This window comes from Ochrobactrum sp. EDr1-4, assembly GCF_049199085.1.
Taxonomy (GTDB): domain Bacteria; phylum Pseudomonadota; class Alphaproteobacteria; order Rhizobiales; family Rhizobiaceae; genus Brucella.
This window is the reverse complement of the sequence record NZ_JBLZOF010000002.1, coordinates 163180-187609: the sequence shown is the minus strand read 5'-3', so window position 1 is coordinate 187609 and position 24430 is coordinate 163180. Positions and strand designations below refer to the sequence as shown.

Genomic DNA, 24430 nt, shown 5'->3' with positions numbered 1-24430 from the left:
CTTGCTATCGTTTTGCCATGATTGCTAAAATAGTTTGCGGGCAAAGAATAACAGGAGAGTTTTGATGCCAAAACCCTATGCCCGATTTGCCAGTCTGTTAGTCGCGTCGCTCGCGCTTTTGCCGCTTTCTGCTTTGCATGCACATGCTTATGAAAAGACGATGGCTTGTATGCTGGTTGTTGAAGCTGATAGCGGAAAAGTGCTGGCAAAGGAGGGCGATGGCTGTGCCACACGCGTCAGCCCAGCATCGACATTTAAAGTGCCTCTGGCGGTGATGGGCTTTGAGAGCGGTATTCTCAAAGATGCACATGATCCAGTCTGGCCCTATAAGAAGGAATATCCATCCTGGCGTGAAGCTTGGAAGCAATCAGTCGATCCGACATATTGGCAGGATCAATCGGTCGTTTGGTTTTCGCAGGAGCTGACCCGCAAGCTTGGGAAAGATAATTTCCAGAAATATACCGATCAAATTGATTACGGTAATCGCGACCTTCGTGGCGATCCGGGCGAAAACAATGGCATGCAGCGTTCGTGGATCAGTTCATCGCTTAAGATTTCTCCGGATGAGCAAATTGTTTTTCTGCGCAAATTACTCGGCGGAAAGCTGCCTGTTTCGGCTGGTGTTGCAGAAAAAACCATGGCCATTTTGCCAACGCAAAATCTTAAAAATGGCTGGAAGGCGCATGGGAAAACTGGATCGGGCTTTGAGCGTGATGCGAAAGGCAAAATTGACCGTAGCCGTCAGTTTGGCTGGTATGTCGGTTGGGCCGAAAAAGACGGCAAAAAAGTCGCGTTTGCGCGTCTGAACCGCAATGCTGAAAGCCAAAAAGGCGGCATGGGGGTGCCAACCAAGAATGAGACATGGGCCGAGCTTGAAAAAATACTAAAGTAATACTGGCGCATTGCGAGAGTTTGGGCGTATAGCCGTGCTCTGTTTTAAAAATGTCAGAGCGAGTTTTGTGCGTCTATTAAGGTGCACGACGCTCTAATCGTCTTCTGGACAAGTGTAATGATCGTTCGCCCGCGCCCGCCTTTGTGGAAATTATTTTTCATTCTCAAAGGATCGATTATCACGCGGATATTGCCGCAGATATTTGCGGTCTTCGTGCTGTCGATGGTTGTTGTATGGGCGCATCGCGCCTTTCCCGGCTGGGTTCCAGCATTCAATAATGGGACGGCATTTGCGCTGCTCGGCATTGCTCTTTCGATCTTTTTGGGCTTTCGCAACAACGCCTGCTACGACCGCTGGTGGGAGGCGCGCAAAGTCTTTGGCAAACTGGTTTATGTCACACGCGGCTTTGCACGCGCGACACTGGTTCTTGACCAGTTGCCGGGAATGGAAGGCGTGCGTGAAAAGCTGCTCCACTATACAGTCGCCTTTACGCAATCAATGGTGCCGCATTTACGTCCGGGTGACGGGCAAGCAAAAGCGCACAAGTGGCTGATGCTTGATGAACAAAAAGCCTTTGCAGCTAGCCGAAACGGACCTGATTTTATCCTGCGCAAGATTGGCGCGATACTCGCTGAATTGCGTGGTGCCGGGCACATTGATGCAATTGATTTTCAGACGCTGAACGCGTCGGTGAACGGCCTTTCCGAAGTGCAGGCCGCATCTGAGCGGTTGCGTTTTACGCCTGTGCCTTTCGGTTATACGTTGCTTTTGCACCGCACGGCCTATTTGTTTTGTTTTTTCATTCCATTTGGCTTTGCAGATATGCTCGGCTGGGGAACGCCTTTTGCGACGACGCTGGTCGCTTACACCTTCTTTGGTCTTGATGCGCTGGGCGATGAACTTGAAGAGCCATTTGGTACGCTGCCCAATGACCTGCCAATTGGCGCGATTGCCGATACGATTGAGATCAATCTGCGTGAAGCATTGGGTGAAACGGATTTGCCAGACCTGCCGCAGCCAAAAGATTACCTGCTTATGTAAAAAAGAACCCGACTGGCAGGGCCAGCCGGGGAGGTCAGTTGAGCCAGTCCAACATGGATGAACTGGTATATCAAGTTCTAATATACGTTTTTTGGATGAAAAGACCGAAATGCGACTTTTACGCTTGATTGTTTCCGCCGGCACCGCGTTGTCGAAGTGAAAAGCACGGTGGCGACGGTGATTGCGATGGTGAGCATCAGGGATTGCGGGTAACGATAACGGGTGTCAGCAGATCGCCCCAGTTGCCTTCGCCACCATGATGGCGCGCGGAGCGAACCAGTTCAACCGAAACGCCAGCCTCAACCGCATTCATAACAGACTGATTGAGACGGTGCAGGTCATTGGCCAGCATGCGGATTGCGCTTTGCTGATCGGTGCTCATTGAGGTTGATTGCTCTTCTGCTCTTTCCTTAACGCGTGCAATTGAAGCCATTTTTACAACTCCCTTTTTACTCAGCAGCCGGACGGAACTGCGCCGTTTCGGTGGATTCCTTCATAGCGGTTGTCGAAGACTGACCGCCGGTGATTGCGAGTGATACGGCATCGAAATAGCCGGTGCCGACTTCGCGTTGGTGTTTGGTTGCGGTGTAGCCGTTGACTTCGGCTGCAAACTCCGCTTGCTGCAGCTCGGAATACGCTGCCATCTGACGATCTTTGTAGCCGCGCGCCAGTTCGAACATGCCGAAGTTGAGCTGATGGAAACCTGCCAGCGTGATGAACTGGAATTTATAGCCCATCGCACCCAGCTCACGCTGGAACTTCGCTATCGTTGCGTCGTCGAGGTTCTTCTTCCAATTGAATGACGGCGAGCAGTTATAAGCGAGCTTCTTGCCCGGATGCGCCTTGTGTACGGCTTCCGCAAAGCGACGAGCCTGTTCGAGATCAGGCTTGGATGTTTCCATCCAGATCAGATCACAATAGGGCGCATAGGCAATCGCACGGGCAATACATGGCTCGATGCCGTTCTTCACCTGATAGAAGCCTTCCGCTGTGCGGCCTGCATCATAATCAACGAAGGGCTGATCGCGTTCGTCGATGTCTGAGGTCAGAAGCTTGGCGGCTTCGGCATCTGTGCGGGCGATAACCAGCGTTGCCGTTCCCATCACGTCCGCAGCCAGACGTGCAGCGTTAAGATTGCGGATATGTGCCGCAGTCGGGATCAAAACCTTGCCGCCGAGATGTCCGCACTTCTTTTCAGATGCTAGCTGATCTTCATAATGCACACCGGCAGCACCCGCTTCAATAAAAGCTTTCATGATCTCGAATGCGTTCAGCGGTCCGCCAAAGCCTGCTTCCGCGTCGGCAACAATTGGCGCGAACCATGTATCAACCGACAGGCCTTTGCCCTCTGCTGTTTCAATCTGGTCGGCACGCTGCAATGTCTTGTTGATGCGCTTGGCGAGTTCTGGTGCTGCATTGGCCGGATAAAGCGACTGGTCGGGATACATAGCTGAAGCAGTGTTCGCATCCGCTGCAACCTGCCAACCGGAGAGATAGATCGCTTTCAAGCCTGCGCGAACCATCTGCATCGCCTGATTGCCTGAAAGCGCGCCAAGTGCGTTGACGAAATCTTCCTCATGGATGAGCTTCCACAGACGTGTTGCGCCCATTTCGGCCAGTGAATACTTGATCTCCACCGAACCGCGCAGCCTCTTCACATCTTCGGCAGTATGTGCACGCTCAATGCCGTCAAAGCGACCTTTGGGTGCCGAAGGGATAAGGCTGTAAAAATCTGTCATTTCGGTGTCTCCTCACACTTTAATCAGGTTCTGGAAGAGCAGATTGTCGCCGCTCTTTCTGTGACTAGATTTACAATCGTGAAGCTGGGAGAGCCAGAAAAAGCAGTAAAACGGCTTGATAGTTGAAGTCATGCTGTCTGAAAATTGACTGCGGCAATCTGTAAATTTGTAAATATTGTCAAAGCTGAGCTTTGAAGCTATTTTGTCACGAGTTGTAAAACTCATCACTTTTGGTTTGGGAGGACCGGATGAGCGAACGCAAGATATTTGCTGGTCCACGCATCAGGCGTATCCGCAATGAGCGGAGTCTGACGCAGACAGCCATGGCCGAAGCGCTTGGCATTTCGCCGTCCTATCTCAATCTTATTGAACGCAATCAGCGTCCGCTGACGGTGCAGCTCTTGTTAAAGCTTGCCAGCGTCTACAAGCTTGATCTCGATGGTCTTCAGGCAGAGAGCGGAACAACGGTTGCGGGCCTAAAGGAAGTGTTTTCCGATCCGCTGCTGACGGGCGAATTGCCCGGCGATCAGGAACTGGTGGAAATCGGGGAGGCGGCGCCCAATGCGGCAAGCGGTATCGTTAAACTTTACCGTGCCTATCGTGAGCAACAGCAACGCCTTTCGGATCTGTCGCAATTGCTTTCGCATGAAGGAAGTGACGCGCAGCTTTCCGCAACGCGTTTGCCCCTTGATGAAGTGCGCGATGTCATGGCGCGGCGGCCCAATCATTATCCGCGTATCGAGGAAGAGGCAGAGAGCTTTTATGCCTTGTTGAAACCCGAAGGCGATTTGTCGGCTGCGCTGAAGGAATGGCTGCGGCGCGAACATGGCATTACCGTGCGCACATTGCCTGTTGCGACCATGCCCAACTGGCGCAGACGATACGACCGGCATTCGCAGCGGCTGTTTATATCGGAGCGATTGTCGCCCTTTGATCAGTTGCAAGAAATTGCCATGGAAGCGGCGCTTATCCGTATGCAGGTGATGATCGGCGCCGAAACGGAAGCCTTGAAACTCTCGTCGAGTGAAGCGAAGCGCATAGCGCGTTTTGAACTTGCGCGTTATGCTGCGCAGGCTTTGATGATGCCCTATCGCCAGTTTCGCGATGCAGCTGTGCGGGCGCGTTATGATGTTGACGTGTTGCGCTCGCGCTTTGGCGTGTCGTTTCAGCAGGCGGCGAACCGGCTCACAACGCTGCAACGACAGGGTAATGCTGCTTTGCCGTTTTTTCTGATGGAGATCGACCACGCTGGCAATCGTTTGCGCATGGCAGGTGCGGAAGGATTTCCCGTCCGATTTGGTGGTCAATGTCCCAAACTGCCGGTCTATGCGGCGTTTACTCAAGCGGGGCAAGTACTTGTGGAACCTGCCGAATTGCCCGATGGGTCGGCATTTCTGACAGTTGCGCGAACGCTTGAAGGGCCGCAAGGCGCATTCAACGAACGTCCGCGACGCACCGCCATTCTTCTCGGCTGCTCGCTTGATGCAGGTCGTGAGACAATTTATGGAGCGATTAATTCTCCAAGCACGGAGATCGGTCCGGCTTGTCGCTTGTGTGAGCGACAGGGCTGCATCACGCGGGCCGAGCCGCCGCTGACGCGTCCATTGGGGCTTGATGAAATGGTGGCGGGAATCTCTGCCTTCGACTTCCAATAGAACAGCAATATTCCGGCTCTGACGGTCTGCAAATGGCGTGTTTCTATGCTTCCGGTGCTCATGTACCCAAAAGTACATTCCGCTCCGGTTCTCGAACCCCACCATTTTCGACACGTCATAGCCAAAATCTTGGCGGCTTTAACGTGTGAGCATCGCAATTTTTATGTTCGTGTTGTCATCAGCCGGTTGACGAATGCTGCACAATCTAAAAAGGTAGTGAGTGAAACAGTTTACCCACCCTTAAGCTGTACCGGAAATTACGGTGCAGAATGGAGCACGCGATGAGGATGAAATCCTTTCTTCTGGCGACAACGATGGTCTCGGGCCTTGTGAGCGCTGCCGTATTTCCCGCAAGCGCGCAGGAGCGGGTGGTCAATATCTATAACTGGTCGGATTATATCGACGATTCGATCCTCAAGGACTTCACCAAGGAAACCGGAATTAAAGTCGTCTATGACGTTTATGATTCCAATGAAATTCTTGAAACCAAGCTTCTTGCTGGCGGTAGCGGCTATGATCTTGTCGTGCCATCCGGCGAATTTCTTGGCCGTCAGATTCCGGCAGGCGTGTTCCTGAAGCTTGATAAAGACAAGCTGCCGAACCTCAAGAATATGTGGGACGAAATTTCAACCCGTGCGGCGACTTATGATCCGGGCAATGAATACTCCATCAACTACATGTGGGGCACCACTGGCATTGGCTATAACAAGGCCAAGATCAAAGAAATCCTCGGCACCGATAAGATTGACTCGTGGGACGTTCTTTACAACCCAGAGATCTCGGCAAAGCTAAAGGATTGCGGCATTTACCTGCTGGATACATCCAGCGAAATGCTTCGCCCGGCTCTGAACTATCTCGGTCTTGATCCAAATTCTCCATCGTCGGAAGATATGGAAAAGGCGCAGGAACTTTATCTGAAGATCCGCCCAAATATCCGCAAATTCCATTCGTCGGAATATATCAATGCGCTTGCAAACGGCGACATCTGCATGGCAATTGGCTATTCGGGCGATATCTTTCAGGCGCGTGATCGTGCAGAGAAAGCCAATCAGGACGTAGAGATCGGTTATTCGATCCCGAAGGAAGGCGCGCTGATGTGGTTTGACCAGATGGCGATACCGGCTGATTCAAAGCATGTGCCAGAAGCGCTTGAATTCATGAACTATATCATGCGCCCAGAAGTTGCTGCTAAGGCATCGAACTTTGTTTTCTATGCAAACGGTAACAAGGCTTCGCAGGAATTCATCGACAAGGAAATTCTGGACGATCCAGAAATCTATCCAAGCGAAGATGTGCTGAAAAAGCTTTTTGTGCCAACGCCTTATGATCAGAAAACACAGCGTTACGTTACACGCGCCTGGACCAAGATTGTCACAGGCCAGTAATAGTTAAATCGTAAGACGGCTTGATTAAAGCGCATCCTGAAAAGTGTGAAACGGTTTTCGGATAAGATGCGCGTTAAAACAAACAATTAGAGTACAAATCTGATGAAATCGGATCTGTACTCTAACCGGCGCGATAAGCGTTGAAATTGAGAGCGGCTCACTGTTCATACAGGAGGGCCGCTCTACGTCTTAAAATATACCTTAATGGCAGGCTCTGCCTGTGAATGTCAGGTTCCTGATAGAGCGATAGGGGAACGGAATGGAATCTTTTGGCAGTTTTCGCCGCAAATTCGCGCCTTGGAATGATCCGGCAGCGAAGCCTTATATTTCATTTGAGAATGTAACGAAGATTTTCGGCGATTTTACTGCCGTCGACAATCTTTCGCTCAATGTCTTCAATAGAGAATTTTTTTCGCTTTTGGGTGCTTCCGGTTGTGGCAAGACCACACTGATGCGCATGCTGGCAGGCTTCGAAGAACCGACCTCTGGCCGCATCACTCTGGATGGTCAGGATATGCGCGGCATTCCTCCTTATAAGCGTCCCGTCAACATGATGTTCCAGTCCTATGCGCTGTTTCCGCATATGACGGTTGAGAAGAATATTGCTTTTGGTCTTAAGCAGGACGGTATGGCGAAGTCGGAGATCGATGCGCGCGTTGCTGAAATGTTGAAACTCGTGAAGCTTGAGCAATATGGCAAGCGTAAGCCGCATCAACTGTCCGGCGGTCAGCGTCAGCGTGTGGCGTTGGCTCGTGCTGTTGCGAAGCGTCCGAAGGTGTTGCTGCTTGATGAGCCGCTTGGCGCGCTAGATAAGAAGCTGCGCGAAGAAACCCAGTTCGAACTGATGGATTTGCAGGTTAAGCTCGGTCTTACTTTTATGGTCGTCACCCACGATCAGGAAGAAGCTATGACCATGTCCGATCGTATAGCTGTGATGGACAAAGGCCGCATCATGCAGGTGGCAACACCGGCAGAAGTTTATGAAGCGCCGGGTTCCAAATTTGTGGCTGACTTCATCGGAAATGTGAATATCATCGAAGGCGAAGTGGTCAAGTCCGCGAATGGTGAGGCGGAAATCGCGACCGAGAAGTTTGGCTTCCATATTCACACGGAAACGCGTGAACAGCTGAACACTGGTCAAAAGGTCTGGTATGCCGTGCGTCCTGAAAAAACGCGCATCACCCGCGAGAAGCCGGAAGAAACGTCCGTCAATGCAGTTGAGGGTGAGCTTTGGGATATTGCCTATTTCGGCGATATGACGGTTTTCCATGTTCGCCTCGAAAATGGCCGTACCATTAAGGCTGCAAGCCTGAATGCTGTGCGCAAGACGGAAAACCCGCTGACCTATGATGAGCGCGTATGGGTTTCATTTGATACCGATGCCGGTCTGGTGCTGACGGCTTAAGGAGGGGAGGCACATGCAAAAGCTGATTGCTTCCATAACCAGTCGCCTTGTGATCGCAGTGCCATATTTTTGGTTGCTGCTGTTCTTTCTGGTTCCATTTTTCATCGTCTTCAAGATTTCACAATCGCAAGTTGCGATGTCGATTCCTCCTTATATGCCGACTTTCGATTTGACCGATAGTTTTGCGGCGAATTGGGACAAGGTAAAACAGCTCAGCTTTGATAATTATGTGTGGTTAATGGACGATCCGCTTTATATAAAAGCGTATCTGTCGAGTGTGCGTATCGCGGCCATATCAACGTTCTTAGCGCTTCTAGTAGGCTATCCTTTAGCATATGGCATTTCACGAGCACCCACTACAATACGCCCGACATTATTGATGCTGGTCATTTTGCCGTTCTGGACGTCCTTTCTTATTCGCGTTTATGCTTGGATTGGCATCTTGAAGCCAGAAGGGCTTCTCAATCAATTTCTTATGTGGCTGAACGTCATAGATACACCTCTAACAATCCTGAACACTGACACGGCGGTCTATATTGTTATCGTCTATTGCTATTTGCCGTTTATGGTTCTGCCGATCTATTCATCCCTTGAGAAGCTAGATTATTCGCTCATCGAAGCAGCCCAAGATCTTGGCTGTACCCCATTTTCGGCCTTTTGGAGGATTACATTTCCTCTTTCGCTATCGGGTGTGTTGGCCGGGTGCTTCTTGGTTATGATCCCGGCTATTGGTGAGTTTGTCATTCCTGATATGGTCGGTGGTTCCCAGACATTGATGATCGGTAAAACAATTTGGAGTGAGTTTTTCTCAAATCGCGATTGGGCAGTGGCATCTGCAGTTGCCGTTGTTCTGCTTGGTATATTGATTGTGCCGATTGTGATTTTCCAGCAGGTGCAGGCGCGCCAGCAGGAGAAGGGGAAATAAGATGCAGAACAACTGGTCCCGTTTTAACATCGCATCAGTCGCACTCGGCTTTGCGTTTCTCTATCTGCCAATCGTCTTGTTGGTGATCTATTCGTTCAACGAATCCCGCCTGGTCACTGTCTGGGCTGGGTTCTCCACGAAGTGGTATGGCGAACTGTTTCGCAATCAGGCACTGATGGATGCCGCATGGGTGACGATCCGGGTCGGGCTGTTGTCCGCCACGATTGCCACGATACTCGGAACATTCGCGGCAATCGCATTGACGCGTTATACGCGGTTTCGCGGACGTATCTTGTTCTCCGGCATGGTCTATGCACCGCTTGTTATGCCAGACGTTATCACCGGCCTTTCGCTGCTGCTTTTGTTCGTGGCGATGAACTTTGACCGTGGTTTCTGGACAGTAACGCTTGCCCATATCACATTCTCAATGTGTTTTGTGGCCGTGGTTGTGCAGTCACGTCTGGTGAGCTTTGATCGTTCTCTGGAAGAGGCTGCAATGGATCTCGGTGCGCCACCTGTTACCACTTTTATGAAGATTACCCTGCCGGTAATCTTGCCAGCCGTAGTTTCTGGCTGGATGCTGGCCTTCACCCTGTCGCTGGATGATTTGGTGATTGCAAGCTTCACTTCGGGTCCGGGCGCAACCACGCTACCGATGAAGATTTATTCGCAAGTGCGGCTTGGTGTGACACCGGAAATCAACGCGGTTTGCACCATCTTGATCGCTGTAGTGACGACGGGTGTGATCATCGCTTCAGTCGTAAACAAGCGCCGCGAAGTGCAGCGCCGTCGCGACGAACAAGCAGCGTTCCGTATGGGTTAGATGAAAAAGGAACGGCGCAGCTTACTGCGCTGTTCCGCTTCCCATCGTTGATGGGGAAATGAAGGGTCGATCCCACGAACCGCCAACAAAGAAATGCAGTGGCGGTTTTGTTGGCGAAGGTTGCGCCTGCTGGCCGTTTGTATTTTCTTGCTGCTGTTGGGGCTGGCTATCGGGGAAGATAACTTCGCCACTCAGCGCAAGGCTGCGGTCAACAAATGGCACAATGCCAGCAAGATTAAGCGTACCTTGCGATGTTATAAGTGTCGCATTTTCCAATGAAGCGACACCATCGGAAAGGTTTGCTTTCATATCAAGACGGTTGAAAGCGAGCGAAACATTCTCCTGTCGCTCAAGTGCGAAGAAGCCCTGACTTTCTGCCTTTGTCAGAAAATCCTGCACCGAGAAGCCCTGCATTTGGCCATTGTTTAGCTGTACTGAAACATTGCCCTGGGCATTGTTGAGCAAGCCTGACCAGCGATTTGCAGGAGCCTTCATGAAAAGCGAGACATTGCCTTTGCCATTCACGAACGGTTTGTCGAAACCGAGCGCTGCAAACAGTTGTGAGCTATCAATGTCGGAAGCATTAAAGCGTAACTCGCCGGTCGCTGTTTTCAGGTCACGCACAATCTGAAGGTTGGCCTGAAGAATGCCGTTAAAGGCCTTGGCATCGCCAATATCAAACATCGCGCGACCGCCTCTGATTTGAACAGCTGCTGCGACGCCAGTCATAGAGACGGGCCCCGCTGTGGCGGTTTGTGCAGAAAGGCGAAGGTCTAGCTCCGATCGGTCGATAAAACTTGTATTGATGATATCGCGTTCGTTCAGATCACGTTCGCTGGGCGAACGTGGCTGGTTTTCAGGCAAAGGCACGAAAATCGAAAATAGTCGGCGCAGGTTGAGCTTTTCAAAGGCCAGCGTTCCGGTGATTGCGGGCGTATCCTGTTCAAAGCCAACTTCGATCACACCTTTTGCGGGGCTTTCGTCCGTGGTCATTTCGACATTGTCGAACTTCAGACGACGCGGTGTTGAGGTGATGGTTGAATCAAGAGAAAAGGCACCAATTTCGGTGCTTCCCGCAACAGGTGGCAGGGCTAGCCAACGCAGGGAATTGCTCAATGAAGGCGTCTTGGCGCTCAACGCGCCTTCAAAAAAACGATCATTGGAAATGTTGGCTTTGCCCTCAAATGTGACGTTGAGAGGCGTCGATGTGAAACTCGCCGTTACATCGGATGTGCCGCCTGCAAGAAGCGGCAACGCTTGTGCCGCTGTCAGACTGAATTGCGTATTTTCACCGCGCCACAATGCGCTGCCGCGCAGCGTTGCGGCGCTTGAAGTGCGCGGCCATTCAAGCGTGGCATTCAGTTTAGTGATTTGCTGATCGTCTTTCGGCTCTTCCTGCGAATCTGGATCATTGAATGAAATCGTTCCGTCGCGAAGAACAACGCGACCAAACGGCTGAGATGCTTGCTGTGTGGCAAGAGTTTTGTCATCCGCACCGTTTTGCTGCAAGGCACGTTGCGCGCGGATCGCTGTCCCCAGCCTGCCATTCGAACTTGCAATTGCATCCAGAAGCTCTGCAAAATTATCAACGGGTCCACCGATGTTGAAATGTGGCCGGACAATTTGCGTTTCGGAAAATGACAGTCGCCCCATAATGGCATCAAGCGGAGAAAGCTCAATTTCAATGCGGTTGGCGCTCATAAAGGGTTTTGAACCCTGATCGGATAGCTTGCTCAGCGTTACGCCATCAAGCGACGCACGCAGAACTGGGAACACGCGCAAACGTGGTGCTTCACGCAGTTCGACGCTGTAGCCAGTCCACGCACTGATTTCCTGCGCAACGCGAATCCGGATCGCATCAGTTGAAACGATAAAAGGTATGACCGCGAGCAGGGTAGCCACTGCTGCTGCGCCAAGAATGATGACCGCAATAATAAGGCGCATAAATCGGGGCCAGCGCATCAACCATCCTATCAGTGAGACATATTCCGTAATCTAACCCAGCACTGTGGCAAAGCAAAGCCGCCTATGCTGATTCCTGCATATGGTTAAACAATTGTTTCTAAGAAATTAACCCTGATTTTTCTCGAGTTTCTAATGTGTGAATTTGAACGTCCAAATTTCACGCACGATCAATCGGCGTGGCACGATAAAGAATGCAACACGGAGTAAGGATCGAGCCATTTCCGGCTCTGATCTATGATTGCTTTGGTGTCTCTTTGACTCTGAAATTTGTGGCGAGCTTTTGCCGATGCTTTTTAAAGCAAAAAGCCCTCTGAAGGGAGGGCTTTTATTTTTTTGAAATTAGTCAGCCAGCACACGTGTCGGGGGGAAGACAATTTCAACGACTGTTCCCTGACCGGGTGTCGAATCAATTGTAAACTGAGCACGATTGGCTTCAACCATCGCTTTTGTCAGCGGAAGCCCAAGCCCTGTGCCTTCATTGCGCCAGTCTTTTGCACTTTCAGTTTGACGGCGCTGCATGGTGTTAACCTGACGGAACGGCTTGAGCGCTTGCTCAATTTCGGCCTTCGTCATGCCTATGCCGGTGTCGCGCACACGCATGACGACATCACCGTTTAATTCGTAATTCGTCGATACAATCACCTGTCCAGCCGTCGCAGTAAAACGCACTGCATTGGAAAGCAAATTCAGTGCGACCTGCTTAATCGAACGCGCATCTGCAACAATATCCGGCAGGTTGGATTGGAAGCTGGAACGGATAATCACACGTTCACGATTGGCCTGCGGTTGCATGAGGGCAATTGCTTCGCCAATTGCATCGTTGAGTGAAACGGCTTCGAACTGCATGTCAACGCCGCCTGCCTCAATCTTGGAGATATCGAGCAGATCGTTGACCAACGCCAGAACGTGATTGCCAGAACGGTTAATGTCGCGCAGATAATCACGGTAGCGCTCATTGCCAATCGGACCAAATTTTTCGTCCGACATGAGTTCAGAGAAACCGATGATCGCATTCAGCGGTGTACGAATTTCGTGACTGATACGGGCGAGAAATTCTGTCTTCTGATTGGATGCGCGTTCCGCTTCCTTGCGGGCATTTGTCAGTTCTTCTTCTGTGCGTTTCCACTGCGTGATGTCGCGCAGAACAGCGCAGAAGCCATTGGTATGGGGCAGTTTTCCAATGGTCATGAAAAGAGGAATGAAGCCGCCTTGTGCTTCACGGCCGATGACTTCACGCCCATCATTGAGAACACTGAGAACACCATTGTCGGACAGGCCATGGAGATAATCCATCGCTGCGCGTTGGCTTTCGATGGCAAAGAGCATCGAGAAGAACTTGCCTTCGGTATCCACTTGATCGTAGCCGAACAAAGCGGCTGCGGAATGGTTCATGGACCGCATACGCCCGTCAGTGTCAATGAGCACGACGCCATCCGTGGCCGTATCGAGAATAGTTCTGAGTTCTTCGATGTGCCCCTGAAGTTCGCGCGTTTCTGTGCTATTTGCATTTTCGGTCACGGTGACAGCCGGAGCACTTGGCATGGGCATAAGGCTTAGCATCAAAGCACGACCATCTCGCCAGCTAATCGCATTCAGATGTGCTTCTACAGGCTCTTCGCTGCCATCGGCACGGCGTAGGACCATGCCGACCGCTGTCTCGTCGTCACTACGGTCACTGTTGAATAACGCCGCAAGGCCGCCGGCCCGTTGGATTTCTGCAAGCGCTGCATAGCCAGTCAGGTCCAAAAGAGACTGATTGACGTAATGGATTACATCGCCCGAATGAATGATGACGGGGATTGGAAGGTTGGCGAGAAGTGCGGTTTCGTCAGCAATCGGCTGTTTCGTAAGTATTGCGGGCGTAGGCACCTCATCTGTAACGGGTGGCTTTTCCGTCACGAGTGCCACAGGCGCAACACGCTCTGCTGCTGGTTGCGTAGGCGTGACGTCTTCCGACAAAGCATCTTTTTCTTGACGCGAATTTGCCAGCCCTTGCTTGCGCAGCCGATCCGCAATCTCGCGAAACGCATTGCGTTCCGTCGTGGTTAAACCACCTTCCGGGCGCTGCTCCTTGCCTTTTTGCTGTTTGCTCTGGTCCGCTTCTACTTTTCCGCGGGCCGCGGCATTGAGCAGTTCAATAACCTTATCAGACTCGCGACGACCGGGATTGGGCGTTAGCTCGAATGGAAGCGTGGGTGCGTCTGTTTGCAGGTGCGGTGCTTCTGGGTGATCATCATTGGCCACTTCTTCTGAAAGAGCCAGAATATCGTCTTCATCATCGGCGCTAAGCATTTCCTGAATAGTCGGTGCCGCTTCGCGCTTTGCTGGGGTTCCGCCTGCGAGGACTGTACCAATCGTTTCGGGGTCTTGCTCTGCGTCTTCCGGGCGGACAAGGCCAAAGCCGCGGAAGCCAATAAATTCGCGATCACGCGAATAGACGGGCAGTGCTGCAAGTTCTACCGGCACGCGCAAGCTTGTGCCTTCAACGGGCCAAAGCAGCTTCTTGCCAGACCATGTGTCGCGCTGTTGTAAGAGTGCGCTGATGCTACCATCGGTGTCGAAACCGAAAACAGTGGCCACTTCTACAAAGCGCCGACCAACAACATCAGCTGCGTTTTGCCCGATAATGTTGCCGAGTTCAGGCGAAACTTCGGTAAAGGTTCCCTCTGCATCTACTTTCCAGATGAATCGAGCAGGCGGTCCCTCAGCGTCAAAAACAAAGCTTTTCGGCGCTGTGGGCTTTTCGGCCTGTGTCTCATCTTTAACGATTGCTGTTGTTGCGCGCGCATCCGTTTTGATCGCGGTTTCCGCTTTCCCTACAACACAGATGAGATGTAGCGCAGGATTGTCGCGGAGCTTGGCAATTGCGCCGGGAACTGAGTTTTTTCCAGCACGAATGCGGCGCTTTACAACCCCCTCGGCTGCATCGCGCGTTTCTATCATCAGGTCTTCAAGTGTTGAAACGGAAATATCGAGCGCTGCAAAGCGCTCGCTTGTAGCAATCAACTGAGCCTTATCGTCCATCAGAGCAACATGTGTGGTCTCATCGCCGAGACCGGCAATAATCGCGTCTGGCGTGCTACCTTTTTGTTCTGATGCAAGCAAGAGCGCTTCAACGCCGTCTGGCAATGTGAGATGCGAAATTTTTAGACGTATAATTTCAGAGCGAAGTCCAGAATTGAGACGCACAGAGAAGATGCGTGGCGCGATACCTGTTTCACTGCTGGCACCAGCGATTTGGCGGCGCGTTGCAATGGGCAGTTCGAGTTGGCCGCCAATAATGTCTTGGATACGTTCAAAGCCGAAGAGTTTGGCACCGGAACCATTGATCCAAAGGACAGTCGATAGGTCGCGCGTCAGCACCAGCTGCGCATCGCCTCTGGCAAAGCCTTCGCGGATGTTGTCCAGCGCGGCTATATCAATGAAGGGGTATGATACTGACATACCGGTCCTTTAACTGTTCTCGTTGTCACTCAAAGTGCCAATTAATAGCTCTTTAATAAGCTTCTTACGAGGTGTGGTCTATATTCGCGTTAGATATGGGCCTGATTTTCTATTTCATTAGTTAATGTAGGTAAGCCAATTTTATGTGCCGGTGGATAATACGGCTTTATGCACAATCATGCATAAAACGTGGTAACTGGATTTGGTCGAATTTTAACGATTGAAGCTTTCCAGCTAACAAACGGGGATATCTTCAAAAAAGATCGTTATTATGACTTGCAATGCTGATCGATTCTCCGTATGTGACCCCTGTCAGCGGAAATCGAAAGATGGTTCGTTGAGATTTAGGTACGCGGTCGTAGCTCAGTTGGTTAGAGCGCAGGATTGTGGCTCCTGAGGTCGGTGGTTCGAATCCACCCGTCCGTACCATCTAAAACCTCCTAAGTAATTGATTTAATTACATAAAATGGCAATACAAGAAATTGCGATTGTGCTGTGCTCGATTTTTGAGCCACACGCGCAGCCGGGGAGCGAGTTAAATATCACGAAAACGCGAAGATAAATGTCTTCATAGACACCTCCAGCAGCTTAACTGAAACTACTTTTATAAGCGTCGTGTGCCTCGTGAGGTCGCTGCATTTGATGCTCGTGGCGAACACATTCGAATCTCACTCAAGACCGATGATCTGGCCGCTGCCTTTGCGAAGCGTGATATTTATGAAGCAGCCGACAACGACTATTTGTCATCGCCCGTGCTCGGTTAAATGGCGAGCATTCCAATACCCTCAATATAACTTGTAATAGACACTAATATTTAGTGCTCATATCACTCTTCTGACCCCCAAAAGAGGAGTGACTGATATTGATTTGCCCGTTTTGTGGAACCCATATTCGACAAGGCTTTTTTGTTTGCACAGGGTGCGGAGCATCTCGCAGGCAGAATATCAAACATTTTAAGTGGGGCCTGCTTTTTTTCTTATTTATGCCAATCACAGCGATTAATCTTATTCTCGAATGGTTTAAGTCCGAAATTAGCGACAGGAGTCTAATCGTATTTCTTCTCTTTTTCATATGGGGTTTGTGGCAATTCAGGAAATTTTGCGTGAAAAGGTTTTATTGGGTCCGCCGGTTTTAATTTGTTTTGATGTATTAAATATCCCATTTAAGTTGTCCTCAAGTCGAGTTTAATAGTAACGATAGTTTTTTAATTGAATAAGTATTTTGATGAACGATTTGAAATGTAATGAATTCAGGATGGAATATTCATAATATTAACTCGGAATGAGGTTATTATGGGTGATCCGTATATGAATTTCGCAGTTTCGTTGATATTTCAATTAAGTTCATTATCTCCTCTCCGATATCGGCTGACAAAGACATGTTGTAGGTTGGCTCTATTCCCAGAATGGGCGGTACGTTCCATTTAAACTGCAACATGCCAATAATCATGGGCTTCGTCCATCTCGCATGCACTATGATACGCCTGAAATGAATGCAGGACAGAACCTAGAGTATGGATCAATTCTGGGCTGAATTTACACACGATAATATGTTGAGTTTGCCAGTTGTTCTGGCAAGGATGTTGCTGGCAACTTTTCTTGGTGCTGTTATTGGTCTCGAAAGAGAGTGGCGAAAGCGACCGGCAGGTTTGAAGACTCATATGATGGTCTGTCTTGCATCTGCTACCTTCACAATCGTATCGCTCGAGCTTGTAAATGTGCCTGTTTTCGACGATCAGAATATTCGCATGGACCCTTCGCGTCTTGTCGAAGCGATCACCAGCGGTGTTGCGTTTCTTGCGGCGGGATTCATCATTTTTGCCAAGGGCCAGATTACCGGTATCACGACGGGTGCAGGTATGTGGCTTGCCGCAGCCATAGGTCTCGCAAGCGGTCTTGGACTTTGGCATATTGCGATGATAGCCACTGCAATCGCCGTTATTATGTTAATTGCGGTTGGGAAGATGGAGCGATCAGTTAGATCAGGCAGCGGCGATTAATGAGTGCCGCCGCTATCCTTTGGTGATGCAGGTTGGCTATTGGGCCAATGCCTGTTCAATCGTGTCTTTTAGTGCGAGTCGTTGTTTGCGAAGGTTTGTTTCCTCTTCCTGACTGACAGGGGATATCTTCGTTTCAGCACGGTGAATCTGGTCGTTAACCGCGTCATACTCTTCCAGAATGCGCGCGAAACGAGGGTCCGCAGCCTTCAGGGCATGAATAGCAACCAGTTGCCCTGGAAACTCTTCACCCAGTGTGTGAGGTGTGTTTGACATATTTTTCTCCTTCCTTTGATAAGCATAGTTTGTCAGCTGAAGGCGCAAGCCTCATTGATCCCGATCAATATTGAGTATTATCAGTACATACCGATTTCGCATGGCTCATATGCAAAGTGATACCTTCAAATAGAAGTTGCATAGCACCATCTCAAGAGTGCGGACTAATTCAACAATGTGTCCGTGATGGAGATGAAAATGTTTGCCCGTTTAAGTCGTGGTTTTGCGCAATTTGGTAGTGCTGTGCGCGCCTCTGCTGCACTACGTGTTGGTCATCAGCCGATGGCAAAAGATCTTGAGACACTCGGTATCGACGTGGCTCAGTTCCGCAAGATTCATGAATAAATTAAAGCTCCGGTTTTCCGGGGCTTTTTGTTATTAATCTTCGTCCGTTGCCATCTGCTTAAGCATATCAGCTTTGCCACGGCTGCGCATAATCATCGGCACCACGACGGCAGCAATTGCCAACGTAATGAGCGTGATCGATACCCATGAATTGACGAGTGTCATCGGATTACCCTGGCTGATTTGCAATGCCTGCCGTAGGCTTTTTTCGGCCATTGGTCCGAGGATCAGCCCGACGACAACTGGAGCTATCGGATATGAGAAGCGGCGAAGCACATAGCCTAGCAATCCGAAGGCTAGCAGCAGGCCAAGCTCAAAGGATACCGGAAGACCGAAAAGCATTGAAGTCGACGCATTTGCACCAATAGTGCCAAGCGTTGCGAACACGAGAATGCCAGCATAGAGCCAATGGCGCGGGATGGTCAGCATTTTAACCCACAGGCCGATCAAAGGCAGGTTAAGAACCAGTAGCATCAGATTGGCAACCAGAAGACTGGCAACAAGTCCCCAAACCAATGATGCATTGGTTACAAAAAGCAATGGTCCGGGTTGCAAGCCGAACTGCTGAAAGCCGGCCAGCATGATTGCGGCTGTTGCAGTGGTTGGCAGGCCGAGCGTGAGCAGTGGTACAAGCGTGCCCGCAGCGGATGCGTTGTTGGCTGCTTCCGGTCCTGCGACGCCTTCAATGGCACCTTTGCCGAACTCTTCAGGATGTTTAGAAAACTGCCGCTCTGCTGAATAGGAAAGGAAGCTCGAAACATCAGCGCCACCCGCAGGCATCGCACCGATCGGAAAGCCGATCGCTGTGCCTCGTAGCCATGGCATCCACGAGCGTTTCCAATCATTTTTCGTCATCCAGACAGAGCCTTTGACGGCGATAACTTCATCATCAGGACTGAGCTTCTTGGAAACAACGGCTAACGTTTCACCGATTGCAAATAGTGCAACTGCCAGCGTGGTCACATTGATGCCGTCAAGCAGGTTCGGTGTGCCCATTACGAGACGCGCTTGTCCGGTCAGTTGATCAATGCCGATAAGACCGAGCGTCAAGCCGATGAAAAGCGAAGTAAGACCGCGTAATGTAGAATCGCCGAAAGCCGCAGAGACGGTCATAAAGGCGAGTAGCATCAGCGCGAAATATTCGGATGGTCCGAAGGAGAGGGCAAATTTTACCACCCATGGTGCGACAAAGGCGAGGGCGAGGGTCGCAATCAAACCTGCGATAAACGAGCCGATGGCAGCGGTTGCGAGTGCTGGTCCGCCGCGGCCCGCGCGGGCCATTTTATTGCCCTCCAATGCCGTGACGATTGAGGCACTTTCTCCGGGTGTGTTGAGCAGGATAGAGGTGGTTGAGCCGCCATACATGCCGCCGTAGTAAATACCGGCAAACATGATGAGCGAACCAGCAGGGTCAAGCTTGTAAGTGACAGGTAAAAGAAGCGCTACGGTAAGCGCGGGGCCTATGCCCGGAAGTACGCCAACCGCGGTGCCAAGCGTGACGCCAATTAGCGCATAGATTAGATTAGCGGGTTCGAGTGCTACCAGAAGACCGCTGGCGAGAAGGCTGACTGTATCCATATACTTTCGCCTTAAACAAAGTGTTCAAGCCAGCCCGATGGTAGGGAAAGCTGAAGGCCGCGTGCAAAAATGAACCAGATTACGAATGCGAAGATGATGCCGACAGGTACGCTTATCCAGAATTTGCGATAACCAAATCCGCGAGCCGTTGCAGCAAAGAGCAATCCCGTCGCAATGGAAAAGCCAAGCGTTTTCATTGTTAGCATCTGAATAACGAGACCGCCAACGATCCACGCCATGGGGGCTATTTCCTGATGCTCACGCTCTGGAAATTCGCGTTTAAAAGCACTGATCACCGTCCAAATCGACAGAATGAACAGTCCGCTCGCTATGATGTAGGGAACCGTTTTTGGTCCAACGGGCGAGTATGAGAGAACATTATTGCCATAGGCGGTTGACCACGCGATGGCTACGGCAACCGCGCCTAGAATAAAAGCTATGACAAGAGCTGCGTAATCAGGCGCCGTTCCAGTGGAACGGCGCTCTCCCTCTTTTTCAATGACTGTCATTTTACGAGGCCAATATCCTTGAGGATGGTTCCCGTTGAAGTGACGTCTTTCTTAAGCTGTTCCTTGAAGTCGTCGCCCGCAAGATAAGTGTCTGCCCAGCCTTTATCTTTCAGTGCTTTCTGCCAGGATTCAGACTTCACCATCTTTTCAACGTCGGCATTGATTGCCGCTTCTTGCTCAGCGGTAATGTCAGGTGCTGCACCCACCATGCGCCAATTCTGGATTGAGACATCAACACCACCTTCTTTGAAGGTTGGTGAATCTATGCCTTCAATGCGCTCGTCGCTTGAAATGCCGATGATGCGTAGCGTGCCAGCCTTGATTTGTGGATCAAACTCGCCATAGCCGGAAATGCCGACAGTCACCTGATTGCCGAGGATTGCGGCAAGGGCTTCACCGCCACCGGAAAATGCGATGTAGTTCACTTTTGTAGGATCAACGCCAACGGCTTTTGCAAAAAGTCCGGCTGTAATGTGGTCAGTACCGCCTGCCGAACCGCCGCCCCATGAGACCGAGCCGGGATCTGCTTTGAGCTTTGTAACCAGATCGCCTAGGTTCTGAATATCAGATCCTGCGGGAACAACGATGGCTTCATATTCGCCGGTCAGGCGTGCAATCGGCGTAATAGCATCGAGATTCACAGGGGAGTTGTTGGTCAAGATCGCGCCGACCATAACATAGCCGCCAACAATAAGCTGGCTTGGATCACCCTTGTTCTGATTAACGAACTGCGCAAGCCCAATAGTACCGCCAGCGCCAGGAACGTTGATGACCTGAACACTGCCGGAAATCTTCTCGTCCTGCAACACGCTCTGCATGGTGCGTGCAGTCTGATCCCAGCCGCCGCCCGGTGCCGCAGGTGCCAAAACCTTATAGTCTTCAGCCGATGCTGCACTCGCGATTGCAAGCGCTGCGACCGACGAAATGGCCAAAATCCATTTACGCATAAATCCTCCCGAAATGCACTTTTCGCGCATTGTGCTGCTATCTTTTCGATAGCCCTCCTCAAACCCCTTCACCTCTCCCAAGGTGAAGACTCCTGATCTGGAGATTACAACAGGGATTTACAATACGCTAGCGCGAGACTGTTTGAGACCCGGCCCATTAGCATAAAGTCTAAGCAATTTTTAATCGATGATTTAGTGGCTTGCGTCGCTTGACCTTGCTGATACCAGAACGTAATAGAGTTACGACGGTTCCCCGACCGAGAGCGAAGGGGATTAATAGGGAACACGGTGAGGACGACCCAAAAGGGACCGAGACCGTGGCTGCCCCCGCAACTGTAAGCGGATTGCCGTTCATCCCTGTGACGCCCAAAGGCGTCATGCCACTGAGTTTAACTCGGGAAGGCAGATGAACAGCGAATATTCGTGAGCCAGGAGACCTGCCGTCTAACGTAGTCCATGGTCACGGGCGGGGATGCCCGGTGCAGGAGTTGGTTATGACAGCTATTAACGTCGCAAGACGTCACCTCCCTTTGTCATTCATATCCCCGGATATGTCCGTTCTCTATACGCGCCGGATCACATCCGCCGTTTGATACGGCTTTTCTCACATCATTTCGGGGATTCAAATGAAACTCATCGGCAAGTTGCCGTTTGGCGCAATCGTTGGCGCTGCAAGTCTTTTCGTAACTGGTTTTGCGGCTGAAGCAGCCGAAACGCAGTATCCGCTGACGTTGAAAAATTGTGCGCGCGACGTGACATTTAAACATGTGCCAGAACGTGCGGTGGCCGTTGGTCAGAGCAGCGCAGAAATTTTATACCTTCTGGGCCTCGGAGATAAAATGGTCGGCACAGCTTTGTGGGTTGGGCCTGTCCTCAAAGGCTACGAAGAAGCCAATGCCAAGGTAAAGCGTCTCGCGGATAATGATCCGAGCTTTGAGAGCATTCTGGCGGAAAAACCTGACCTTGTTGCCAATCAGTTCCAATGGCAGATTGGACCTGAGGGTGTTGTGGCGAAGGCTGAGCAATTCGAAGAATTGGGCGTTCCGGTTTATACGTCTCCAGCCGATTGCATTGGAAAAGACAATTCAGACGGCGGTGATGGCGTTCGTCACAACGCCTTCACCATGGATCAGGTGTATCAGGAAATCGACGAACTCGCGCAGATCTTCAATGTGCAGGATCGCGGCGCAAAGGTTGTTGCTGATCTGAAAGTACGTGAAGACGCAGCACGTAAGAAGATCGCATCTGCCGATGGCAAGCTTTCGGCTGTTGTCTGGTTCTCCAGTGCAGAGCTCGATATTGATCCTTATGTTGCGGGCAAGAACGGTGCTCCAGCCTATATTCTGAAAACACTTGGCATCAATAATATCATTGATAGTGAAGAAGAGTGGCCGACTGTTGGCTGGGAAACCATTGCCAAGTCCAATCCGACAATTATCGTCGCGGGCACTATGGATCGTCGTCGTTTCCCTGCTGATGATGTTGCAGTTAAGCGCGAATTCCTCAAGAGTGATCCGGTCGCAAGCCTGATGCCAGCTGTTAAAGATGGTCATGTGTTCGATATGGACGCACAGGCAATGAACCCGACTATTCGTACCATCGAAGGTATTGAAACGCTGGCCGATGCCATTGCAGCTTCAGGCCTGAACAAGTGACAACACGCTCAGCCACAGCCGGAATTCTGACTTCGAGAAGCGCAAGCAGTAGGGTGCTTTTGGGCACACTGGCGCTTGTCTTGTTGCTCGGCGCGCTGTGGCTGGGCGCCGCTATTGGTGAAACGTCAATACCTTTGGACGTGGTGGCAAAGACTATTGCCAACCGCATCTGGAATGCTGGTTATCCGCTCGAACCTATCGATGAAGGCATTGTCTGGAGCTATCGCTTAAGCCGCGCCGTGGTCGCGGCTTGTTGTGGCGCAGCTCTTGCAATATCGGGCGTCGTTCTGCAATCACTTCTGCGAAACTCGCTGGCCGACCCCTACATTCTAGGTATTTCGGCAGGGGCCTCTACGGGCGCCGTCGCGGTTGCAATTCTCGGCGTCGGCGCTGGTATTCTTTCGCTTTCGGTGGGAGCGTTCATCGGTGCGATCATTGCATTCTCACTTGTTTCACTGCTGGCACTTCGAGCTGGGCGCGGCAACAGCGCAATCATCCTCGCAGGCATTGCAGGCTCGCAGCTTTTCAGCGCGCTGACATCATTTATCGTCACCAAGGCCGCCAATGCGGAGCAGGCACGCGGCATTATGTTTTGGTTGTTGGGCAATCTCTCTGGTGTGCGTTGGCCTGATGTGACGCTCGCGTTGCCAGCCTGCATTGTGGGTCTAGCAATCTGTCTTTGGCATGCACGTGCCCTTGATGCATTCACTTTTGGCTCGGAATCGGCGGCATCGCTCGGCATTCCCGTGCGCCGCGTCTATGCAGTGCTGATCGGCGTTAGTGCCATGATGACGGCGGTGATGGTCTCTATTGTGGGTTCTATCGGGTTTATCGGGCTGGTCATACCCCACGCTGCACGTATGGTCGTTGGTGTGCGTCACGGGCGATTGCTGCCAGCTTCAGCACTCATTGGTGCAATCTTCATGATTGTTGCCGATATCCTCTCTCGCATCATCATTCCGGGGCAGGTTCTGCCAATCGGGGTCATAACGGCTCTGTTCGGTGCGCCGGCTTTTGCATTCCTTCTCGGGCAGAGAAGGGCACAGTCATGATGCTTTCAACGCATAATGTTTGCTGGTCGGCAGGCGGTGTCGAAATCCTGCGCGACGTATCGCTTGATGTGAAAGAAGGCGAATTTCTCGGGATTATCGGGCCAAATGGCTCGGGTAAAACCAGTTTCTTGTCGCTTCTTTCTGGAGTTCGCCGCAGCCGTTCCGGTGAGGTGAAGCTCGGCGGAACACCCATTCATAAGCTTAAACGCCGCGAGATTGCGCGCAAACTGGCATTGGTTGAACAGCAGGCGGGTACGACTGATCGCATAACTGCACGACAAGCAGTCGAACTTGGACGTACCCCTTATCTCGGCGCTCTTTCTCCATGGTCCGCTGAAGATGATGTGATCGTGGATCGTGCGCTTGCCAATGTTGATATGACGCATCTCGCAGACCGATACTGGCATACGCTTTCAGGTGGCGAGCGGCAGCGTGTGCACATTGCACGTGCGCTGGCACAAGAGCCGCAAATCTTGTTGTTGGACGAACCGACAAACCATCTTGATATCGGACATCAAATTGGCCTGCTTGATCTTGTGAGCCGACAGAAGCTGACAGTGGTTGCGGCACTCCATGATTTAAACCATGCGGCGATGTTCTGTGATCGTATAGCCGTCATGGATAAAGGGCAGCTTGTTGCTTTAGGAACGCCGCGTGATGTGCTTCGGGCCGAATGTATCCGCAAGGTATTCGGCGTTGAGGTCGAAGTGGAATATGAGGGCGTGGATGGCTGCCATATCCGTTATCGCGCACCGAGCCACCCTAAGCTTGAACTTAAACAATCTGCATAAACATGAT

At 51.2% G+C, this 24430-nt stretch carries 21 protein-coding genes, 1 tRNA gene and 1 riboswitch; of the genes, 14 read left to right on the top strand and 8 right to left on the bottom strand.

Annotated features, from left to right (window positions below):
* The first annotated feature begins 64 nt into the window (after positions 1 to 64).
* Together blaOXA and ACOZHT_RS07240 are read left to right on the top strand one after the other, a co-directional pair.
* The gene (gene blaOXA, locus ACOZHT_RS07245; RefSeq protein WP_421565526.1) at positions 65 to 892 is read left to right on the top strand and encodes a class D beta-lactamase; all 828 of its coding nucleotides are present in this window, start codon (positions 65 to 67) and stop codon (positions 890 to 892) included.
* A 117-nt stretch (positions 893 to 1009) separates the two neighbouring features.
* On the top strand, positions 1010 to 1933 hold the full coding sequence (locus ACOZHT_RS07240; RefSeq protein WP_421565525.1) for a bestrophin family protein: 924 nt from the start codon (positions 1010 to 1012) through the stop codon (positions 1931 to 1933).
* Between the two features lie 196 nt (positions 1934 to 2129).
* On the opposite strand, the gene ACOZHT_RS07235 is transcribed toward ACOZHT_RS07240, so the two are convergent.
* The gene (locus ACOZHT_RS07235; protein ID WP_339509633.1) at positions 2130 to 2366 is read right to left on the bottom strand and encodes a hypothetical protein; all 237 of its coding nucleotides are present in this window, start codon (positions 2364 to 2366) and stop codon (positions 2130 to 2132) included.
* A gap of 16 nt (positions 2367 to 2382) precedes the next feature.
* Complete coding sequence (aceA, locus tag ACOZHT_RS07230; protein WP_421565524.1) at positions 2383 to 3672, bottom strand: isocitrate lyase; 1290 nt, start codon at positions 3670 to 3672, stop codon at positions 2383 to 2385.
* 248 nt (positions 3673 to 3920) lie between these two features.
* Between aceA and ACOZHT_RS07225 the strand changes: the two genes are divergently transcribed.
* From ACOZHT_RS07225 to ACOZHT_RS07205, 5 genes are all read left to right on the top strand, one after another.
* Positions 3921 to 5327: a helix-turn-helix domain-containing protein gene (locus ACOZHT_RS07225; RefSeq protein ID WP_421565523.1), complete on the top strand. Its 1407-nt coding sequence runs from the start codon at positions 3921 to 3923 to the stop codon at positions 5325 to 5327.
* A 281-nt stretch (positions 5328 to 5608) separates the two neighbouring features.
* Complete coding sequence (locus ACOZHT_RS07220; RefSeq protein ID WP_421565522.1) at positions 5609 to 6712, top strand: polyamine ABC transporter substrate-binding protein; 1104 nt, start codon at positions 5609 to 5611, stop codon at positions 6710 to 6712.
* Between the two features lie 259 nt (positions 6713 to 6971).
* A complete protein-coding gene (locus ACOZHT_RS07215) occupies positions 6972 to 8117 on the top strand; it encodes an ABC transporter ATP-binding protein (RefSeq protein WP_421565521.1) in 1146 nt (381 codons plus the stop codon).
* Positions 8118 to 8130: 13 nt separating this feature from the next.
* Complete coding sequence (locus ACOZHT_RS07210; RefSeq protein WP_421565520.1) at positions 8131 to 9042, top strand: ABC transporter permease subunit; 912 nt, start codon at positions 8131 to 8133, stop codon at positions 9040 to 9042.
* 1 nt (position 9043) lies between these two features.
* Entirely contained in the window at positions 9044 to 9865 is an 822-nt protein-coding gene (locus ACOZHT_RS07205; RefSeq protein ID WP_421565519.1) for an ABC transporter permease, read from the top strand.
* A gap of 21 nt (positions 9866 to 9886) precedes the next feature.
* On the opposite strand, the gene ACOZHT_RS07200 is transcribed toward ACOZHT_RS07205, so the two are convergent.
* Together ACOZHT_RS07200 and ACOZHT_RS07195 are read right to left on the bottom strand one after the other, a co-directional pair.
* Positions 9887 to 11827 (bottom strand): AsmA family protein, encoded by a 1941-nt coding sequence (locus ACOZHT_RS07200; RefSeq protein ID WP_421565518.1) that lies wholly within the window; start codon positions 11825 to 11827, stop codon positions 9887 to 9889.
* Between the two features lie 342 nt (positions 11828 to 12169).
* The gene (locus ACOZHT_RS07195) at positions 12170 to 15274 is read right to left on the bottom strand and encodes a PAS domain S-box protein (RefSeq protein WP_421565517.1); all 3105 of its coding nucleotides are present in this window, start codon (positions 15272 to 15274) and stop codon (positions 12170 to 12172) included.
* 352 nt (positions 15275 to 15626) lie between these two features.
* Here ACOZHT_RS07195 and ACOZHT_RS07190 point away from each other — a divergent pair.
* The 3 genes from ACOZHT_RS07190 (at position 15627) to ACOZHT_RS07180 (ending at position 17273) form a co-directional block, all read left to right on the top strand.
* Positions 15627 to 15703 (top strand) — tRNA-His (locus ACOZHT_RS07190).
* A gap of 188 nt (positions 15704 to 15891) precedes the next feature.
* Positions 15892 to 16038, top strand: a complete 147-nt coding sequence (locus tag ACOZHT_RS07185) for a hypothetical protein (protein ID WP_421565516.1) — start codon at positions 15892 to 15894, stop codon at positions 16036 to 16038.
* A gap of 749 nt (positions 16039 to 16787) precedes the next feature.
* Positions 16788 to 17273 (top strand): MgtC/SapB family protein, encoded by a 486-nt coding sequence (locus ACOZHT_RS07180; RefSeq protein ID WP_421565515.1) that lies wholly within the window; start codon positions 16788 to 16790, stop codon positions 17271 to 17273.
* Between the two features lie 36 nt (positions 17274 to 17309).
* Here the strand turns inward: ACOZHT_RS07180 and ACOZHT_RS07175 are convergent, their stop codons facing one another.
* A complete protein-coding gene (locus tag ACOZHT_RS07175; RefSeq protein ID WP_339509623.1) occupies positions 17310 to 17546 on the bottom strand; it encodes a YdcH family protein in 237 nt (78 codons plus the stop codon).
* A 198-nt stretch (positions 17547 to 17744) separates the two neighbouring features.
* Here ACOZHT_RS07175 and ACOZHT_RS07170 point away from each other — a divergent pair, with 198 nt between their 5' ends.
* Positions 17745 to 17891 (top strand): hypothetical protein, encoded by a 147-nt coding sequence (locus tag ACOZHT_RS07170; RefSeq protein WP_339509622.1) that lies wholly within the window; start codon positions 17745 to 17747, stop codon positions 17889 to 17891.
* 33 nt (positions 17892 to 17924) lie between these two features.
* On the opposite strand, the gene ACOZHT_RS07165 is transcribed toward ACOZHT_RS07170, so the two are convergent.
* Genes ACOZHT_RS07165 through ACOZHT_RS07155 form a run of 3 tightly spaced genes read right to left on the bottom strand, consistent with a single transcriptional unit; the run spans position 17925 to position 20925 of the window.
* Positions 17925 to 19469: a tripartite tricarboxylate transporter permease gene (locus ACOZHT_RS07165; RefSeq protein ID WP_421565514.1), complete on the bottom strand. Its 1545-nt coding sequence runs from the start codon at positions 19467 to 19469 to the stop codon at positions 17925 to 17927.
* Between the two features lie 11 nt (positions 19470 to 19480).
* Positions 19481 to 19978 carry a tripartite tricarboxylate transporter TctB family protein gene (locus ACOZHT_RS07160; protein WP_421565513.1) on the bottom strand — a complete coding sequence of 166 codons (498 nt, stop codon included), beginning with the start codon at positions 19976 to 19978 and terminating at the stop codon, positions 19481 to 19483.
* Positions 19975 to 20925 carry a Bug family tripartite tricarboxylate transporter substrate binding protein gene (locus tag ACOZHT_RS07155; protein WP_421565512.1) on the bottom strand — a complete coding sequence of 317 codons (951 nt, stop codon included), beginning with the start codon at positions 20923 to 20925 and terminating at the stop codon, positions 19975 to 19977. Before ACOZHT_RS07155 ends, ACOZHT_RS07160 begins: the two co-directional genes overlap by 4 nt.
* A 229-nt stretch (positions 20926 to 21154) precedes the next feature.
* Positions 21155 to 21384: riboswitch (cobalamin riboswitch) on the top strand.
* 167 nt (positions 21385 to 21551) lie between these two features.
* Here ACOZHT_RS07155 and ACOZHT_RS07150 point away from each other — a divergent pair.
* From ACOZHT_RS07150 to ACOZHT_RS07140, 3 genes are read left to right on the top strand one after another with little or no spacing between them, the layout of a single operon-like run.
* On the top strand, positions 21552 to 22580 hold the full coding sequence (locus tag ACOZHT_RS07150) for an ABC transporter substrate-binding protein (RefSeq protein ID WP_421565511.1): 1029 nt from the start codon (positions 21552 to 21554) through the stop codon (positions 22578 to 22580).
* 23 nt (positions 22581 to 22603) lie between these two features.
* Positions 22604 to 23632, top strand: a complete 1029-nt coding sequence (locus ACOZHT_RS07145; RefSeq protein ID WP_421565689.1) for a FecCD family ABC transporter permease — start codon at positions 22604 to 22606, stop codon at positions 23630 to 23632.
* The gene (locus tag ACOZHT_RS07140; protein ID WP_421565510.1) at positions 23629 to 24423 is read left to right on the top strand and encodes an ABC transporter ATP-binding protein; all 795 of its coding nucleotides are present in this window, start codon (positions 23629 to 23631) and stop codon (positions 24421 to 24423) included. Before ACOZHT_RS07145 ends, ACOZHT_RS07140 begins: the two co-directional genes overlap by 4 nt.
* Positions 24424 to 24430 lie beyond the last annotated feature (7 nt).

Bases quoted from the DNA above. Each gene is read 5' to 3' on its own strand.
- blaOXA (WP_421565526.1), top strand. From the start codon at position 65: ATGCCAAAACCCTATGCCCGATTTGCCAGTCTGTTAGTCGCGTCGCTC.
- ACOZHT_RS07240 (WP_421565525.1), top strand. From the start codon at position 1,010: ATGATCGTTCGCCCGCGCCCGCCTTTGTGGAAATTATTTTTCATTCTC.
- ACOZHT_RS07235 (WP_339509633.1), bottom strand. From the start codon at position 2,366: ATGGCTTCAATTGCACGCGTTAAGGAAAGAGCAGAAGAGCAATCAACC.
- aceA (WP_421565524.1), bottom strand. From the start codon at position 3,672: ATGACAGATTTTTACAGCCTTATCCCTTCGGCACCCAAAGGTCGCTTT.
- ACOZHT_RS07225 (WP_421565523.1), top strand. From the start codon at position 3,921: ATGAGCGAACGCAAGATATTTGCTGGTCCACGCATCAGGCGTATCCGC.
- ACOZHT_RS07220 (WP_421565522.1), top strand. From the start codon at position 5,609: ATGAGGATGAAATCCTTTCTTCTGGCGACAACGATGGTCTCGGGCCTT.
- ACOZHT_RS07215 (WP_421565521.1), top strand. From the start codon at position 6,972: ATGGAATCTTTTGGCAGTTTTCGCCGCAAATTCGCGCCTTGGAATGAT.
- ACOZHT_RS07210 (WP_421565520.1), top strand. From the start codon at position 8,131: ATGCAAAAGCTGATTGCTTCCATAACCAGTCGCCTTGTGATCGCAGTG.
- ACOZHT_RS07205 (WP_421565519.1), top strand. From the start codon at position 9,044: ATGCAGAACAACTGGTCCCGTTTTAACATCGCATCAGTCGCACTCGGC.
- ACOZHT_RS07200 (WP_421565518.1), bottom strand. From the start codon at position 11,827: ATGCGCTGGCCCCGATTTATGCGCCTTATTATTGCGGTCATCATTCTT.
- ACOZHT_RS07195 (WP_421565517.1), bottom strand. From the start codon at position 15,274: ATGTCAGTATCATACCCCTTCATTGATATAGCCGCGCTGGACAACATC.
- ACOZHT_RS07180 (WP_421565515.1), top strand. From the start codon at position 16,788: ATGGATCAATTCTGGGCTGAATTTACACACGATAATATGTTGAGTTTG.
- ACOZHT_RS07175 (WP_339509623.1), bottom strand. From the start codon at position 17,546: ATGTCAAACACACCTCACACACTGGGTGAAGAGTTTCCAGGGCAACTG.
- ACOZHT_RS07170 (WP_339509622.1), top strand. From the start codon at position 17,745: ATGTTTGCCCGTTTAAGTCGTGGTTTTGCGCAATTTGGTAGTGCTGTG.
- ACOZHT_RS07165 (WP_421565514.1), bottom strand. From the start codon at position 19,469: ATGGATACAGTCAGCCTTCTCGCCAGCGGTCTTCTGGTAGCACTCGAA.
- ACOZHT_RS07160 (WP_421565513.1), bottom strand. From the start codon at position 19,978: ATGACAGTCATTGAAAAAGAGGGAGAGCGCCGTTCCACTGGAACGGCG.
- ACOZHT_RS07155 (WP_421565512.1), bottom strand. From the start codon at position 20,925: ATGCGTAAATGGATTTTGGCCATTTCGTCGGTCGCAGCGCTTGCAATC.
- ACOZHT_RS07150 (WP_421565511.1), top strand. From the start codon at position 21,552: ATGAAACTCATCGGCAAGTTGCCGTTTGGCGCAATCGTTGGCGCTGCA.
- ACOZHT_RS07140 (WP_421565510.1), top strand. From the start codon at position 23,629: ATGATGCTTTCAACGCATAATGTTTGCTGGTCGGCAGGCGGTGTCGAA.